Source organism: Candidatus Bathyarchaeia archaeon (assembly GCA_038873195.1).
In the GTDB taxonomy this organism is placed as follows: Archaea; Thermoproteota; Bathyarchaeia; order Bathyarchaeales; family Bathycorpusculaceae; genus DSLH01.
Genome location: JAVZEV010000001.1, coordinates 87,944 through 104,134, shown reverse-complemented (window position 1 = coordinate 104,134; position 16,191 = coordinate 87,944). Strand labels below are relative to the sequence as shown.

The following is a 16,191-nucleotide window of genomic DNA, read 5'->3' as shown; positions in this document are numbered from 1 at the left end:
TTAAACAGGAACAATCATTGTTTTAAGTATTTTTACTCCTCTCCTAGCAGCTAATTCATCGCTTAATTTTCGAATTTCGGCTGCGTTACCTTTTACAGCTATTGCTTCTAGGCAGTCGTGTTCGCTGAGGTGAGTGTGCATTGTCGAACAAATTATGTGGGCGTGACGGTGTTGAATGTTTGTTAATGCATCTTCAAGTCCTCTAGCGTCATGGTCATAAAGTAACATTAAAACGCCAGCTTGGTTTCCTCTTTCTCTCATAAGCCACTTCTTCTCGGAAACAAACATTCTCACCGCATCCTGAACTGCCTTGGAACGGTTTTCATAACCCATTTTGCGTATGATTTCATCAAAATCTTTGAGCAAGTCTGGAGGAAACGTTACTCCTACACGTACTATTTTTGTCATACAGTTCCCATCTTTAAGATTAAGGAATAGCCATAAAGCTTTTATGTGTGGCGGTAACACTAAATTTCACAAAAGTGTTACGAAGGCGGCATCATGCACATTCCAGACGGATATTTAAGCATGGAAATCTGCGCTTTAACCTATGCAATAGCCATAGTATTCTTAGTTTGGTCATGGAAGAAAGCAAAAGCTACATATTCACAGTCGATTGCGCCTTTATTGGCAATTTCAAGCGCGTTTGTCTTTGCAGCGCAAATGATAAACTTTCCAATAACTTATGGAACAAGCGGGCATTTGGTGGGAGGAATTTTCCTCTCGATGCTTCTTGGACCTTACGCGGCGATTTTAAGCATGACAATTGTCTTGATGATGCAAGCAGTATTTTTTGCGGACGGCGGCATATTCACCTTCGGAGCAAATGTGCTCAACATGGCGATTATAGGCGTGTTAGGCTTTTTCCTAATACAACTGCTTATAAAAAATTCGAAAAGGAAAAGCTGGTTTTTCTCGAGTGTTTTCGTTGCATCATGGCTTTCCGTGGTTTTGGGAGCATTAGCGTGTGGATTAGAGATAGGTTTCTCTCCGGTCTTTTATGATGCAGGCGGCATAGCAGTTACGGTTCCAGCCATGCTTTTTTGGCATGTTCTAATAGGATTAGGAGAGGCAGCGATAACAACAACTCTCATTTCGCAGTTGCATAGGCTGCAAACTCCCCTTCTCACTGGTTTAACATTTCTTAGAGGAAGCAAACAAAATGAAAGGATACCTTAAAGCGTTAATTCTCACTTTGGTCTGTCTTGCAATCCTAATACCATTTGCTTCAAACGCTCCAGACGGACTGGAAAGCGTGGCTGAAACTCTTGGAATAGAAAAACATGAGCCAATCTGGAGCGGACTAATGCCGGATTACAGCATACCAGCAATCGACAATCCATATTTATCAACGCTTCTAGCCGGCATAGCTGGAGTCTTTCTAGTTTTAGGTGTCACTTTTTTGCTTGGCAAAACAATCACTAAAAAGTGAAAGGAAAATGAATAAAGCAAAACATTTTACCACAGTAGATATTGCGTTAGCTGGCGTTTTCAGTGCTTTGTGGGCAACTCTTAGCTTGACATTGGGAAGGTTGAGCTTTGTTTGGTTTCAACTTCCGATACTCTGCGATTTTTCAGCATTCTTAACACTTTTGCTTGTCACGTGGGCAACTGGCAAGTTCGGAATAGCCTCTCTCATTGGTATTCTAGGCTCGTTGATAGTTTTATTATTCAATCCTTCTCCACACATAATCGGTTTTGCAGCTTCAGCAGTGCTTTTTGATGTTTTAATGCTTATGAGCCGTCACAAAATAAATGTGAAAATACGTAGTATGACCATCGCTGCTTTGGTGACTGCAATATCTGCTTATTTTGCTGGTTTGGTTATAGGCATCTTTTTCATGGGAAAACCGCTTGACGGAGCAACGCTGCAATGGGCGTTAACCGTTTGGGGTGCGTGGCATTTAGTAGGCGGCGTAATAGGCATAGTGACAGCATTGCCAATCATAGCTATTCTGGAAAAAGCGCATGTAAGGAGAATTAAAGATGTGTAGTGAAGAAGAGAAACTTAGGTTGCTGATAAGAGACGCAGAGAAATTTCATGGACACTTAGGACCCTTGCTAGTCATAGGAGTTAAAATGGGAAGGTTGGCTGAAAAAATTCTAAAGATAGAAAGAAACAAAAACGCCAAGTTGCAAGTGCACGTAAAGCTCCCGCTATTAGCGCCGTTCTCATGCGTTCTTGACGGAATCCAAACCACAACAAAATGCACGATTGGAAACCAGAAGCTCAAGATAGAAAACTCACAAAAAGAAATAACCGCACATTTTATACTGCAAAGACCGAACAAGTCGCTGAAAGTAACTGTTAACCAAAAAATAATAGAGGAACTAACTAACAAGATTTCAGAAGGCTTCTCCAACGAAGAACTAGCATGGGAAACGGCTCACGCACCCGAAAATCAACTATTCATAATAGAAAGGCAATAGGAATTTATTTTTAAAATACTACATTGAGAAACTGAAGCGGTATGCAAGATTTAGAAATAGCCAAAAAACATCTGAAAGAAAAAAATCTGACACTCTCCATAGTCAAAAATAAAGAAACACTTCTTGAGACAAAATCGCATGGAATTTCCGGCTTTTTAGCAGCCATTGAAACACTTGGAAACAAGCTTGACGGAGCTTCTGTTGCAGACAGAATTGTTGGAAAAGCAATTGCTTTGCTGTGTGTATATGCAAGAGCCAAAGCAGTCTATGCAGTGACTATGAGCAAAGAAGCCAAAAACGTGTTTGAACAGCATTCAATTTTTCACGAATGGACAAACTTGGTTGAAAACATACTAGACGTCAACAAGGCAAAAGCATGCCCATTTGAAAGCCTAGCAAAGGAAATTTCAAATCCAAAAGACGCATACATAAAACTTAAGACTTTACAAAACTCCCTAAAAACAGCCGGAAGAAACTCACATGAATAGTGAACACGAACACTTTATATCAAAGGAAAACGAAGAATTGGAACGTATCAGAAAGAAGAAACTAAGAGAACTCGCAGAAAAGAAGGAGAAAAAACAAGAAATGAAAACAGAACCTGTTCACGTGACAGATTCAAACTTCAACGAAATAGTAAGCAAAAACCAGTTGGCTTTAATTGACTGCTGGGCGCCATGGTGCGGTCCATGTTTAGCTTTAGCGCCTACAATTGAAGAATTAGCCAGAGAGTACGCTGGAAAAGTGCTAATTGGAAAACTTGACGTCGACGAAAACCCGAGAACCGCAGAATGCTTCCAAATTTTCAGCATCCCAACAATGTTGATAATGAAGAACGGAAAAGAAGTTGACAGAATCGTGGGACTGGTTCCAAAGAAACACATCGAAGCCGCATTAAAAAAGCATTTAGGATAGGATACTCATGGACATTTCAGAACGTAGAGTAATAGGCGCGCTACTACTTCTTTTAGGAATATCTTCCTTAGCCGTAGCCATCCACACAAACCAGTTAAACATAATAGTAGAAATGTTAAAAACCGCCTTTAAAACAGTCATCATCTAAAACCCTTAAAAGCTAACGCCTAATAGACTCTTTCTGAATAACTCCTCACCTAAAAGGTAGTGAAGAAAATGAACCCGCCAATAATTGAAAGCCAAAAAGCAGAAAAAGAAGCATTACTAGAAGCAGCCAAACTTATGCTCATATCCTCAAGAACCGCGCCAAAAACAGCCGGCATAGACGACACCTTAACCTTGATTGTCTACGGCAAAGAAAAAGACGCAATAGCCCAAAAAATGGAAGAAATAGCGGAAGAACGAAAAATCGAAGGCTTTCGACGAGACGCAAAAAACGTCAGAGACTCAGAAGCTACAATACTAATTGGTGTTAGAGGAAACAAGAGCGTTGGAATAAACTGTGGAGCCTGCGGCTACGCAAACTGCAAAGAATTTGAAAATGCAACTAAAAAGCTTGGGCAAGATTTTACTGGTCCAACATGCCTCTTCAAAACTTTAGACTTGGGCATAGCGTTAGGCTCAGCCGCAAAAACAGCCAGCATACTAAACGTGGACAACCGCATAATGTACCGCATTGGCGTGGCAGCATTCAAACTAAAAATGTTACCAGAAGCTTCGGTTATTATGGGAATCCCAATTTCAGCTAAAGGCAAAAGCATCTACTTTGACAGAGCCAGATAACTTCCTAAGTCTGGCCTTTCATTTTTTCATACATTTTCTCTAGCGTCCAGCGGATGCTTGATTTGAGTTCTCTTATGCGTTCTTGATCAACATTCTTAACGTTTATTTCACGGATTATGTCGCCTTCTCTAACAATATTATATGAAAACAGTTTTTCGGCAGTTAATTGTCCAGTTCTAACCAGTTCGTTGTCTTTTTCTTGCATTCTTGCAAGAACCTTGTCCACCAGAAAATGAGTAAAAGGCGGCGTGTTAACATTAAAATTTTTGCCTTCCGCTGGCACTACTCGCAAAGAATCTTCACTCACGTAAAGATTTGCTAGAAGTTCACCTGTAACAGTCTTGAGTGGTGTGACATTTTCATATTCAGTCAAAAATTGTGGAGTAGAAGGTTCCGCTATTGCCTCTTCTTTAGGTGGAGAAACCTCCGCTTCCGCAGGTGGCTTGACAATTTCAGCCCGTTTAAATCCTTTCTCTAGCAAAACCGAGTTTACTGCCTCAAGCATTGCTTGCAGTTCTTTAAGTTCAGAATCCAGTTCTTCAACTCTTTTTTCAAGTTTTTTCTTAAACGCTACAAGCCTTTTTATTTTTTCAGAGTCTTGAGACATTGCTCTTTCACAAAGAGATATTTAGAAAGCTTCCCTTTATCAAATCTTTGAAATGTTCAGCAGTGCGAATCATGCGAGTTCTGCAATAGTATAGTCTTCTGTGCTTGTCTTAGAGAGCGAAATTGGTTTGAATTTAACCTTCAACTCTTTCTTCAGAAAACTTTCGAACTCTTGAAAAACAGGACTGTCTGTATAGTTTACTTTAACACACAGGTTTTTTCCTTCTAGTAAGGGACTCAAATCGTAGAGTGCTATCCTTTTAGAAAAGTCAGGGTTTTCGAAAACTGAGTGAACTAAGTCTTCAGAAGGTGTTTCCATTAGAAGACATGCAGTATAGGATGCTTCAACAACACGGTAGGATAAGCCTTCGCGAACAACACATTTTCTATTTGAAGCTATTTTCTTAAAGGATGAAGGGTGAATTTCTCTAGCCCATAGAAAATTGTGATATTTATCGTCAATTTCGACCCAATCTTCGTTTTCAGAAGTTTTCCAACCGCGAAATCTGCAACAATCCTTAAATTTCTTCAGAATTTCCCAAACTCTAGACATTTTCATCTTTTCAAAGCAACTCCTACTGAGAGAATCTTCTAGAACAATATTCTATTACGCGAACATAAATTTAAACTTATTTGTCATTTTACTCGCAAAAGTGTAGGCAGTTGGGCGTTAAAAATGAAAAATTGTAGGTAAAATTATGTTTTGCCGACAAATTTACGGAGAATACGGACCGAAAGATTTAAAGAAAAAATCCCAGATTTTCTACATTTTTCCGATAGCAAACAATAAATCCACTCAAATAGAAAATAATAACAAAGAGGAAAGAGGTTGAAGTTAAAAAACAACACTTTAACCTTAGACACTACAGACTTGAAAATTCTGGAAGCCCTACAAGAAGACGCGAGGCAAACTTACACGGATATAGGCAAACACTTAGGAATAGCCCATTCAACAGTTTACGACAGAATAAAAAGAATGGAAAAATACGGAATAATCACGAAATACACGGCGGTTATCGACGCAGAAAAAGCTGGAACAAAAGGCATAACAGCAATAATGACCGTCTACACAGACCCAAAAGAAAGCGAAAAAGTGGCAGAAAAACTTTGCCAAGCACCACAAGTCATTGAAGTCTACACGTCCCTTTCTGAAGAACTCCAAATAATAGCAAAAGTCATTGCTGAAAACCAAGAAGATTTGCATGCATTTATCGCCAACAGAGTGGCGCCCTTGTCTGGTGTTTTGAGAATTCGCACGTCAATAGTGACGAAGAAATTTAAGGAAACCCAATTTTCAATAATTAATAATCCGAAAAAGTTAACATTTATAAAGGGAACATATAATATAAAGGAAGAATCTAAATGAGTGTGGATGTTTCGAAAATTTTGAGAACCGTCCCGCGGGAAAAAGCATTCTACTTTTTCACATCGATAGGAAATTATACGGGCGTAAGCGCTTCTTCCTTGAAAGAGTTTGTAGAGAAAATAAACGAGGTAAACGTGAAATCCTTAGAGTTTCACCTTTATCGTGGAGACTTCGAAAAATGGATAGATGAAGTTTTGCAAGACAAAGAGCTTGCTGAGGGAATCAGAAGACTCCAAAAAGTTAATTTGGCAGGCGAAGTTCTCCGCAACCAATTACATGCAACAGTTTCTAGACACTTAAAGTGGTTGACAAGCCAAATCTAAAATTTTTCGTTTTAAACACGTAAAGGTCATGCAAAGGACAGGCGCCAACTTAAAAGACGAAATCGCCCCTTGAAGATTCGAGGAGGCTTTTGCTTCCTCGATTAGGTCGGATATTTTCAAATTGCCGATTACATCTGTATGTGGATAAAAGGTCATGTGACTTCCTGGAGGAAATGTCCAATCTGGAGCGACACCGCCAACGGCATCTGCAATTGACTTTTTTTCTTCCAATAACATTCTAAGTAATCTTACAGTCTCTTTATCCGAGTGCCCTATGTCCACCTCTTCTGTCCAACCAATATATGCGGTCGCACCTTTTTGAATGAAAGCATTCGCCATTCCTTCATATTCTGGCTTCAAACTCCAGCAACCCATCGCAATAATTATGCTTTTGGGGAAAGAGCCGTCCAGATGCTTTATGAAGTCAGGAGTTATGGCAAAATAGAATTTACCTGGTTCCCATGTATAATTGCCTCTAGAAACATAGTCGTAGACGCCGTCTCGATATTCTTCAGAAGTAAAAATGTCCACTTCGCTTTCAGAACTTCTCTTCGCATAATGTGCACGTAAAATTATTATTCCATAATCGCGCTTGGCAAGCTCCTTAAAAAAGCTCACTGTCACGGTTTCATGTCTATGATAGGTCACGTTGAACCCAGCTTGTTCTAAAATGCTCGTTGAAGTTTCATTGAATTCTTGAGCCATCGTAGAATTCGAAGGGAAGTTTTCACCTATTTGGTCTATAACCGCCGCGTTTAGAGAGAATTTGTTTGGTTTTTGAAGAAGAATAAAAGATAGCACTAAGCCCAAAATTATTATGGAAGTAAGAACTGTTGAAATCAGCATAAGCTGTTTGTTTGAGAACCGCTGCTTTCCCTTCGAAACAGCAGCCTTGATTTTACTCATTAAACAGCGTCTCCAATTCGCAATAAAAGAAAGATATAAGAAAAAGCTATTTTCTTTTGCGCTTTACAATTATCAGTGCCGCGGCAAACGCAACCAGAAGACCAGTATATGCCACGAAGTAAGATGCTGGAGCCTGTTTGCCAAGCAATAACGAGTAACCTCCGACACCAGGCTTTGTAACAGACACAGTAGCTACATTAGATTTTGCACTCATTCCACCAGAATCTGTCACGTTTACATACACGCTATAAGTGCCAGTAGCTGAGGGAGTGAACGTCCACGTCGAAGAAGTTGCACCGGAAACAGGAACACCATTAAGATACCATTGATAGCTATATGGCGAAGTCCCACCGCTGACTGTAGAAGAGAAGGTTACAGACCCACCTATAGGAATAGATGTGGAAACGGGGATTATTGAGACTGAGATTGAGGGCGGAGTCGGCGCTGACTTAAACACTGCCTTTAAGGTATGGTCACTGTTCATAGTGACAGTGTATGATGTGGCTGAGCTAACGTTTACGCCGTCTAACTGCCAAACATCAAACACATAACCAGTGCTTGGCGAAGCAGTTACTAGAACCATAGAGCCCGCATCATAAGTATACGTGCCTGGCGCAGGATTCGTAGTACCGCCAGCAGTCGTTTGTATTGTTAACGTGTAAGTTACCAGTATGAAAACTGCGCGGAGAGTGTGGCTGCTGCCAACGTGAACAATAATTGGATTTGCCGAGCCTATATTGTTACCGTCAAATTCCCAGTGGTCAAAACGATAGTTCGCGTTTGGAATAGCCGTTACAGTAACGTCTGTTGGATAATCATACACGTAGGTTCCTGGAGCGGGATTGGTTGTGCCGCCCTGCGATACGCTAATTACAAGCGTGTGCGTCTCAGCAAACACTGCCTGCAAATCGTGGTTGGCGCCCATAAACACGTGGATTGTTAAATCTGAACCCGCATTAGAGCCGTCTAAAACCCAATGGTCAAATCTGTAGCCAGCATTAGGAATAGCAGTCACGTCGACAGTTGTTCCACCATTGTATACATATATGCCAGGAGCAGGAACCGTTGTGCCGCCTACCGTTGTAGAAATTGTCAGAGTATAATTGATGCGCGCGAAAATCGGTTGTAAAGTGTGGTCGTCTGTCATTAACACAGAAATTGGGTTGGCTGAGCCGACGTTGATGCCGTCTAACAACCAGTAATCAAGCATGTAATAAGCGTCTGGGATGGCGTCCACGAAAACATTTGTCCCATTAACATACACGTGCGTTCCAGGTCCCGGATTTGTACTGCCGCCTGTTGAGCTTAAAATGGTTAACCTGTAAGTTAGTTGCTGAAAAACAGCATGCAAAATGTAGTTGGCATCTATTGTTAAGGTAATTGGATTCGCTGAGCCTGCGTCGCTGCCGTTAAGCTGCCACTTAACAAACTTGTAGTTAGCATTTGGAATTGCAGTAACAACCATTGAGGAACCGTTGGCATAGACGTATGTTCCGGGCGCTGGGCTTGTAGTGCCGCCTGTTGAAGCTGTTATCGTAAGCGTCCAATTGATTAAAGAGAAAACCGCTTGCAGATTATGGTTGGTGTTCATGTAAACGCTGATGGGATTAGCCGAGCCAGCGTTGGAACCGTCCAGAACCCAATGGTCGAAGAAGTAGTTTGCTGAGGGGACAGCAGTAACTTCCGCGTATGAACCAGAGGGGTACGTGTAGGTTCCTGGCGCTGGGTTAGTTGTTCCGCCTGCCGTTGAGGTTACGGTTAACGTGTATGTTATCAATGCAAAATATGCTTTCAACTCGTAATTATTGTTCATTGTAATGGTGATTGGATTGTTTGAACCAATGTTTGAGCCGTTAAGTTCCCAATATGCAAGTTTATAGTTTACATCTGGAACTGCTGTAACTTGAACGTCTGTTCCTTCATTGTAAGTGTACGTTCCAGGAGCTGGTGTTGTTGTTCCACCACTTGTTGCTGTTATTGTAAGCTTGTATGTTCTTGGGTTAACTGTAACTTCAGCTTCGTTTGAAAGCTGGGTTGCAGATGCAGCGTCAGTCACTTTCAAAGATACTAGATAATAGCCAACAGAAGAAGGCGTAAAAGTCCAAGTTGAAGAATTCGCTCCCTCGACTTCAGTGTCGTTGACATACCATTGATACGTATAAGGAGGAGTGCCCCCGGAGATTGTTGAAGTAAAGTGCACAGAACCCCCTATTATAATGACACTAGATGTAGGCTGGATAGAAACAGAAAGAGCGGGATTAACGGTGACTTGGGCAATGTTTGATTTCGCTCTCTCGCCAACATTATCAGTGACGTTAAGGTATACTTGATAAGTGCCCGTTGATGTCGGCGTAAAAGTCCAAGTGTTAGAATTTGTTCCAACCGGCGTTCCATCAAGATACCATTGATACGTATAAGGTGGAGTGCCGCCAGAAACAGAAGAAGTAAAAATAACTTGTTGACCTAAATCAATAACCGCAGAAACAGGGCTTATAGAAACAGACAGCGGTAATGGTCCCGCTTGGTATAAAACCGTCGAATCTTCCGAATGTGGAGACCAAGTCACCTGAGACCAAGAAATTGGTTCACAAATGTGACCATAAGCATCAAAATGTATTCTCGCGTCTATCGCGCTAGAAAATGTAACGGTAACTTCCAAAGTTTTGTAGCTTTTAGGCAAGATTGTTCCAACATTAATGTAGGTATCGTTAAACCATGTTGGATAAACGCAGCCGTTGGGCCAATATTTTGTGCCGTAAGGTTTAGGTTTGCCATATTGAAATGCCGTCTTTGGTATTGATGTGCCATTTATTGTTAAGCTTAAGAGATTATTGTAAGCGGCGTCATTCAAAGCTACAATCAAATGGGTGTCATCAGATTTTAGGCATTTGCTAGTGTCGTAGATTTTAACTATAAAACTCCAAGAGTTTCCAGTTCTATTCAAAAGCCATCCTTCATCTATCCACGGGTCGCCAGTATACTGTTTTACCCATACTCCTTCAGGCAAAGAAACCCGCAGAATCGCAGGGTCTACCACTTCTATAATTTGCGTCTCAGTATCAGTTAATCCGTCATTGTCTGTAACTGTTAGGGTTACTGTGTAATTGTCATACATTAAATATGTATGTTCAATCGTAGGTGTTGTAACGGTTGTTACATTTCCATCGCCGAAATCCCAAGAATACGTTAAAATTGACCCGTCAAGATCGAAGCTTAGAGAAGCATTAAAAATCACCGAATCATTCGCGACGGGATAAGTAGGTGAATAGGTGAATGATGCTGTTGGCGGCGTGTTCTCATAAGTCACCTCTAAATATGGGTCTTGAGCCGTGCCTACAGATTCTTTGCTGGCGAAATACCTTGCCAAGTTTGGGTTATCTTGGGCCGGATTGTCCAGAAGAAGCTTCACAACTACGCTTAATATTTTGTCTCCTGAATACTGAGCTTCTCCGTAAGGTGTAATGTCCCAACAATAATACTGTCCAGTTCCACCAACAGAAATGCTCGTGATAAACGCGCCTACGGCTGGCGCATTATTCCAAGTTATACTTGCCTCATTCCAGTTGTCACCGGTCTCATGCACGTAAATCTCAACGCTTGGATTAGCATCCATATAGGTGCAGTACAAGTAAAGCTTAACAGAGGTTATTGTCTTACCGGCAGGAACAGAATTTAAGTCAAATTTTAGATAACTTCGTCTAGTCCTAGAATCAGACCTAACACGTAAGCTCGTTTCTGAGCCATGATTATCGTTTGGAAATTCAGCTTCAACCCAAGAATCATGCGTTGGATAAAGCTTTGACGTATAAGAAGATTCAGCTTGAAACACAAGCAAAGGAGAACATAATAGGATTATAATTAAAAGCACAGCTACTACTGAATTAGCGTTAAACTTCACGCTGCCTTCTCCCCTCAGCAAAATAAAATATTACCACAACGCATTTAAAACTTACGGAATTATCTTCTATAATAAATTATTATACTCTCTTGCTTGCATCATACGAAAAATGCAGTAGTAAAAATTTCAAACTTTGAAAATATACAAGATATAAAAATAGATAACAGTTAATAGAATACAAGACCCGGAGATAACACTTCGATTACAAATGGCATATTACAAATCTAAACACGGAATCTCATGCTTATTATATTGTTAATCAATCCTGCTTCATTGAAATAGCGTACTAGGTAATCTTTTATTTCGGTATACTCAACATTTCTACCTACAACTATGCAGCTCAAATCAGGCTTGGGTCTTGAACGAAATTTTGGCTTTATCAAGTTTGGGCTTACATTGTATTTCTTTATTATTTTAATTTCAAATCGTTCAAGTCCATGCTGAGGGCAATGCATTTCAATCTGTATGCTGGTCAAGCATCATGCCCCTTATTATTATTATTGAACAAGAAATATAAATTGTTGTTGTTTTAAAATGTTGCGGAAGAATGTTCTAGAAGGTTAAAGATAAATTAGAGACACCCCTAAAGCAAATAGGAGAATTATAACACCAATTACAACGTAAATAGCCTCTGGTTTGACAGAACCTCCCGTCTTCTTTACGAGTATAAACAAGATTGCATAAACTTGTAGTACTATAAGACCACACATCACCATAGCCATTCCCATAAGTTGAAGCAGTGGATGCAAAGTGTTCACCAAGGTAAGTCTAATGTTTTACATACATATGTGTTTACCCATTTAGTCATTTCAACAACGATTCCTTAGAGTAATCTAATCTTTAAGTAAAATGCATAGACAAGAAATATTATGCCTATTGCTGCTAACACCAGTGCTACAGAACCGTATCTTGGAGTTGCTATGGCCTCTGTCTTGTAACCTGGAATTGCGTACATACGGTTTATGTGTATGGTAGTTGCTTCGGTAACCATCTTAATATCAGTTATTGTATAGACGACTACGGCGCTTGTTAGTAGAATTATTGAAAGTGAAACGCTTATTACGTAGACCTTCTCAATTAACACGCTGTCTCTACCAACCTGTGAATGAGCTAAAAAAGCAGCTATGAAGAAAAAACCTCCTAAAGAAAAGAATATTGTTGATTCAAGAGAAATATAGTTATATGGTCGCATATAGGCAAAGCCTAAAATTTCGCAGATTATTGCAGGTGCCAAACATGCGGCAGTCACCATACTGAGTTTCATTTCGATCCTCTAGAGTTTTTTCCATATCTTAACTAAGATATATTCTTAACTCTGTGGGCATACATGTCTTGAAAGATACATAAAAGAAAAAAATAGGGTTAATTTAGCTTCTTGCGGAATTTTCGCCTTGTTGAGACCATCATGATCGTTGTTGTCATGATCATAAAGAGGAGGATTAGTATGATCGATGAATATTCTGGAATTACGGTATAAGTGAAGTAATCGCCGGCATTATCGTTTACAGCGTAGTTCTCTGCGTTGTCATAGGCTTTTATTGTATATTTTACTTGTATGCCTTGAGCATGTCCTGGAATAGTGGCTTCCCATAGACCACTTGTGGAGTTGTAGACCATTTCAACACTATACCATGAAGTGTCGTTTGTGTAGAATAGTGTAACATTTTTAACTCCGCTAGTCAAATCTGTTACGTTCACTGTGATTTTTACTTGCTGGTTTGGTTGAACATTGTTTTCCGTTGGATTTTGTGCGGGAGCGTTTATAACGGGAGGCGTATTGTCTATAATGAATGATACGGTATCTGAGCCAGTGTTTTCAGCCAAGTCCATGAAACTCACAGTTACTGCAACTAGACCGTCGCCGATAGCAGTGTCATTGCTAAATGCAAAGGCGCCACTCACCGAGTCCCAATATGTTAAACTGAAACGAGTGTCATTGATTGACGGTTCAAGAGTTCCTTTGTTTTCCTCGGTTATGGTGCCATTTATCCATATGGTTGCTCCAGAAATGTACGCTCCTTCGGTCGGGTAAGTTATCTCAACAACAGGAGCTGTATTGTCAATGAATATTGCATGGAGGATATGATCATCATCCATGGTTACGCTTATGGGGTTGTCAGAGCCGGCGTCTGAACCATCAAGCTCCCAATGATCAAACGTGAAGCCAGAATCAGCAATAGCAGTAACTAGTACGTCTGTGTTGATTTCGTATATATGCGTGCCTGGTTCAGGATCCGTCGTTCCGCCTGTTGTTGTTGTTATGGTTAAGTTGCGAGTCTCAAATGGAAAGTTGAATGATGCATGTTCTGCACTATGGGGTATCTGTGTAAAAGAGTCGGACCATAATTCAGTTTCGTTTAATGTTAAAAGTGTAGAGACTGGAGCCTCTGCCTTAACTCTAAAACTTATTGTGCCTATTACTCCGTTCCCGCTTGGGAATGGTTCGTAATATTTGTTATCTGTTCCTGGGAAGATTATTGCTCCCACAAGGACCTTGTTATGGCAGTATGGGAGACCTGGTTCGCCGTGGAAGTCGTGTTGGGAGAAGTATTGTATAGTCTCTTCATTATTTAAAAATGTATCTAGGTAGGTTCCGCTTTGCCACTGGACAAAATCAAAGATTGCTGTGTCATAAACTACTGCGAACTGCACAGCTATCAAGTGCCATTCTTCGTCTAGGTTGTTTATTGTTATGTTTATTTTGACAATTTCTCCGACTCGCAGGGCAGTGTAGGTTGGAGGTTCTATTTTAAGAACTGGTGGTGCCCGGAAAATCGCATGGAGCGTGTGATTGTTATCCATGGTTACGTTTATGGGGTTGTCAGAGCCGGCGTCTGAACCATCAAGCTCCCAATGATCAAACGTAGAACCAGAATCAGCAATAGCAGTAACCGGGACGACTGTGCCTTCAGTGTAAGTGTAGGTTCCAGGTGGCGGTGTTGTTGTTCCACCGGTCGTTGTAGTGATTGTTAAGGTATAAATGTATGGAACATAATTATATTCAAAGTATCCTGTGCCCAATGTGGGAATTTCTGTTCCAGCGGGATGATGATATACTGCAGTCCAGTCTGGATCAAATGTGAACCATGCTACTGCTTGAGGCGTTGATAAGTTTACTTCTTTGATTATTTGGAATTGGATTTGGCAGAGTGTGCCTGAGCCGTTAAAGGTCCATTCTGGTTCGCCCATAATGTAGGTGCAACCCCACATTAGACGCTTATGAGTTTCGTTGAGATCCTCAAAAGTCACTGAAGGAGCAACGATTGTCCAACCCATCTCCTCTACAGGCTTAAAAACATGGTCAGAAGGACGCCAAGCAGAAACATAAGAGAGCTTAAGCTTGTCAAAGATTAATCCAACAGCCCAGCCTTTGACGGCTTCTGCATTGTTTATGGTTATGTTAATGAAGAATCTAGAGTTCACAGCAGTCTCGTTAGAATAGAATATAAAGTCGGAAGTTCCAAAGCCACGGTCAGTGGTCGACGCATTCCATTTGGCAGGATAACCATCCGGTCCAGGATTAACTATAGAAAAAGTCGTTGCCCATTGTGCATTTACTGTGCTCAGTCGAATTAACGGAAAGAGGCTTAGCGTAAGTATTACAATAGCGATACTGCATAATGTCTTTTTCAACATTACCACCATGGCGTATGGTTTTAAATGAACCAATATTTGAAACTTTCTATCCAAAATTAACGCTAAGAAAACCTTTTAGATGTTTTCTGAAAACTTAATAAGTTCTAATTGCAATAGCCATCCTTTTTCTTCAAAGTGGTAAAAAAAGTTACTCTATAAATAATTGCAAAAAGAAAAAATGAAGTTTAAGACGAGTTCCCGCTAGAGTCTACGTTAAAGCCTAGAGTAAAATCTTTTCCACCGCTTAGACAGCATTACCAGCATCATCGAAACAGTGGCCAGAACAAGTATAAGCATCATTGCATACGATGAAAACTCTGGGATAACAGTGTACGTGTAGTAGCTGCCAGCATTGTCCCTTTTGGCATAATTCTCAACATTGTCATAAGCTTCAATATAGTAGGCTATATTCGTGCCGAGCGCATGTCCAGGAATAGTGGCTTCCCAAGAACCGCTGGTAGCATTTAAAGCCATTGGAACACTATACCACACTGTGGTATCATTTCTATAGTAAAGGGTAACGTTCTTCACTCCACTGCCTTGGTCAGTCACGTTGACAAAAACACTCACTGATTGATCTGCTTGAACATTGTTCGCAAGCGGATTCTGTATAGGTGTATCGATAACTGGGAGATCATTGTCTGTGTACTCAAAATGCCCTACGCCCATTATTGGTTTTTCTGAGCCAGCAGGATAATAGTATACATCTGTCCAGTCAGGGTCAAAAACGAACTCAGCAGTTGTCACTTCAGCCGCACAATTAATTATTTTGAACTGAATCTGTCCAAGGACACCTGAGCCGTTAAAAGTCCACGGGGTTTCTCCTTCGGGTATTATGTATGTAAGACCCCACTTGATTATTCCATGCGTTTCATTTACTGCATCCACGGTTGGCGCTGGAGCAACGATTGTCCAACCCATCTCCTCTACAGGCTTAAAAACATGGTCAGAAGGACGCCAAGCAGAGACAAATTTTAGAGTAGTATTATCATAAACGATGCCAGTACCCCAACCCCTGCAGTTCTGTACATCATGGATGGTTATGTTCATGAAGAAGGTCGATCCTATTGCAGTTTCATTAGAATAGAACAAAAAGTCTGATGACCCGAAGCCTCTATCGACTGTGGACGCGTTCCATTTCAAAGGGTATCCGTCAGGACCAGGATTAACAATTTCGATTGACGGTGTTTGTGCACGTGCCACTTTCGTTGGAATCAATGCTAAAGAGCTCAAAGCAAACATTGCGAAAGCCAAAATATACATAGTCTTTTTCATTTATTATCACCTTGGCATTAAGGTTTCCATAAACCAATATTTGAAACTTTCTA

At 40.6% G+C, this 16,191-nt stretch carries 19 protein-coding genes; 10 read left to right on the top strand and 9 right to left on the bottom strand.

All coding sequences use genetic code 11. From position 1 onward, the window contains the following. Positions 1 to 408, bottom strand: a complete 408-nt coding sequence (gene nikR / locus QXW63_00535; GenBank protein MEM3460388.1) for a nickel-responsive transcriptional regulator NikR — start codon at positions 406 to 408, stop codon at positions 1 to 3. Between the two features lie 93 nt (positions 409 to 501). On the opposite strand from nikR, the gene QXW63_00530 reads away from it, so the two are divergent. The 8 genes from QXW63_00530 to QXW63_00495 all read left to right on the top strand — a co-directional run bounded on the left by QXW63_00530 (position 502) and on the right by QXW63_00495 (position 4,128). Continuing rightward, positions 502 to 1,179: an energy-coupling factor ABC transporter permease gene (locus tag QXW63_00530; protein MEM3460387.1), complete on the top strand. Its 678-nt coding sequence runs from the start codon at positions 502 to 504 to the stop codon at positions 1,177 to 1,179. After that, on the top strand, positions 1,163 to 1,432 hold the full coding sequence (locus QXW63_00525; GenBank protein ID MEM3460386.1) for a PDGLE domain-containing protein: 270 nt from the start codon (positions 1,163 to 1,165) through the stop codon (positions 1,430 to 1,432). The genes QXW63_00530 and QXW63_00525 overlap by 17 nt, the downstream gene beginning before the upstream one ends. 7 nt (positions 1,433 to 1,439) lie before the next feature. Next, a complete protein-coding gene (locus tag QXW63_00520) occupies positions 1,440 to 1,994 on the top strand; it encodes a hypothetical protein (protein ID MEM3460385.1) in 555 nt (184 codons plus the stop codon). Continuing rightward, positions 1,987 to 2,430 (top strand): formylmethanofuran dehydrogenase subunit E family protein, encoded by a 444-nt coding sequence (locus QXW63_00515; GenBank protein ID MEM3460384.1) that lies wholly within the window; start codon positions 1,987 to 1,989, stop codon positions 2,428 to 2,430. Before QXW63_00520 ends, QXW63_00515 begins: the two co-directional genes overlap by 8 nt. 41 nt (positions 2,431 to 2,471) lie before the next feature. Continuing rightward, positions 2,472 to 2,918, top strand: a complete 447-nt coding sequence (locus tag QXW63_00510) for a DUF1893 domain-containing protein (protein ID MEM3460383.1) — start codon at positions 2,472 to 2,474, stop codon at positions 2,916 to 2,918. Beyond that, positions 2,911 to 3,345, top strand: a complete 435-nt coding sequence (trxA, locus tag QXW63_00505) for a thioredoxin (GenBank protein ID MEM3460382.1) — start codon at positions 2,911 to 2,913, stop codon at positions 3,343 to 3,345. Before QXW63_00510 ends, trxA begins: the two co-directional genes overlap by 8 nt. A 7-nt stretch (positions 3,346 to 3,352) precedes the next feature. Then, positions 3,353 to 3,493 (top strand): hypothetical protein, encoded by a 141-nt coding sequence (locus QXW63_00500; protein ID MEM3460381.1) that lies wholly within the window; start codon positions 3,353 to 3,355, stop codon positions 3,491 to 3,493. A 68-nt stretch (positions 3,494 to 3,561) separates the two neighbouring features. Then, positions 3,562 to 4,128, top strand: a complete 567-nt coding sequence (locus QXW63_00495) for a DUF2148 domain-containing protein (GenBank protein ID MEM3460380.1) — start codon at positions 3,562 to 3,564, stop codon at positions 4,126 to 4,128. Between the two features lie 4 nt (positions 4,129 to 4,132). On the opposite strand, the gene QXW63_00490 is transcribed toward QXW63_00495, so the two are convergent. Together QXW63_00490 and QXW63_00485 are read right to left on the bottom strand one after the other, a co-directional pair. Further along, positions 4,133 to 4,735 carry a hypothetical protein gene (locus QXW63_00490; GenBank protein MEM3460379.1) on the bottom strand — a complete coding sequence of 201 codons (603 nt, stop codon included), beginning with the start codon at positions 4,733 to 4,735 and terminating at the stop codon, positions 4,133 to 4,135. Between the two features lie 69 nt (positions 4,736 to 4,804). Then, entirely contained in the window at positions 4,805 to 5,287 is a 483-nt protein-coding gene (locus QXW63_00485) for a hypothetical protein (protein ID MEM3460378.1), read from the bottom strand. A 276-nt stretch (positions 5,288 to 5,563) separates the two neighbouring features. Between QXW63_00485 and QXW63_00480 the strand changes: the two genes are divergently transcribed. Then, complete coding sequence (locus QXW63_00480; GenBank protein ID MEM3460377.1) at positions 5,564 to 6,100, top strand: Lrp/AsnC family transcriptional regulator; 537 nt, start codon at positions 5,564 to 5,566, stop codon at positions 6,098 to 6,100. Next, positions 6,097 to 6,423, top strand: coding sequence for a DUF5752 family protein (locus tag QXW63_00475; protein MEM3460376.1), 327 nt, complete (start codon positions 6,097 to 6,099; stop codon positions 6,421 to 6,423). Before QXW63_00480 ends, QXW63_00475 begins: the two co-directional genes overlap by 4 nt. On the opposite strand, the gene QXW63_00470 is transcribed toward QXW63_00475, so the two are convergent. The 6 genes from QXW63_00470 to QXW63_00445 all read right to left on the bottom strand — a co-directional run bounded on the left by QXW63_00470 (position 6,397) and on the right by QXW63_00445 (position 16,138). Continuing rightward, positions 6,397 to 7,329 (bottom strand): hypothetical protein, encoded by a 933-nt coding sequence (locus tag QXW63_00470; protein ID MEM3460375.1) that lies wholly within the window; start codon positions 7,327 to 7,329, stop codon positions 6,397 to 6,399. The two genes, QXW63_00475 and QXW63_00470, sit on opposite strands and share 27 nt — an antisense overlap. A gap of 46 nt (positions 7,330 to 7,375) precedes the next feature. Continuing rightward, positions 7,376 to 11,227: a PKD domain-containing protein gene (locus tag QXW63_00465; GenBank protein MEM3460374.1), complete on the bottom strand. Its 3,852-nt coding sequence runs from the start codon at positions 11,225 to 11,227 to the stop codon at positions 7,376 to 7,378. Positions 11,228 to 11,451: 224 nt separating this feature from the next. Continuing rightward, the gene (locus QXW63_00460) at positions 11,452 to 11,703 is read right to left on the bottom strand and encodes a hypothetical protein (protein ID MEM3460373.1); all 252 of its coding nucleotides are present in this window, start codon (positions 11,701 to 11,703) and stop codon (positions 11,452 to 11,454) included. A 347-nt stretch (positions 11,704 to 12,050) separates the two neighbouring features. Beyond that, a complete protein-coding gene (locus QXW63_00455; protein MEM3460372.1) occupies positions 12,051 to 12,491 on the bottom strand; it encodes a hypothetical protein in 441 nt (146 codons plus the stop codon). 98 nt (positions 12,492 to 12,589) lie between these two features. After that, the gene (locus tag QXW63_00450; protein ID MEM3460371.1) at positions 12,590 to 14,860 is read right to left on the bottom strand and encodes a cohesin domain-containing protein; all 2,271 of its coding nucleotides are present in this window, start codon (positions 14,858 to 14,860) and stop codon (positions 12,590 to 12,592) included. A 216-nt stretch (positions 14,861 to 15,076) separates the two neighbouring features. Next, positions 15,077 to 16,138, bottom strand: coding sequence for a hypothetical protein (locus tag QXW63_00445; protein ID MEM3460370.1), 1,062 nt, complete (start codon positions 16,136 to 16,138; stop codon positions 15,077 to 15,079). Positions 16,139 to 16,191 lie beyond the last annotated feature (53 nt).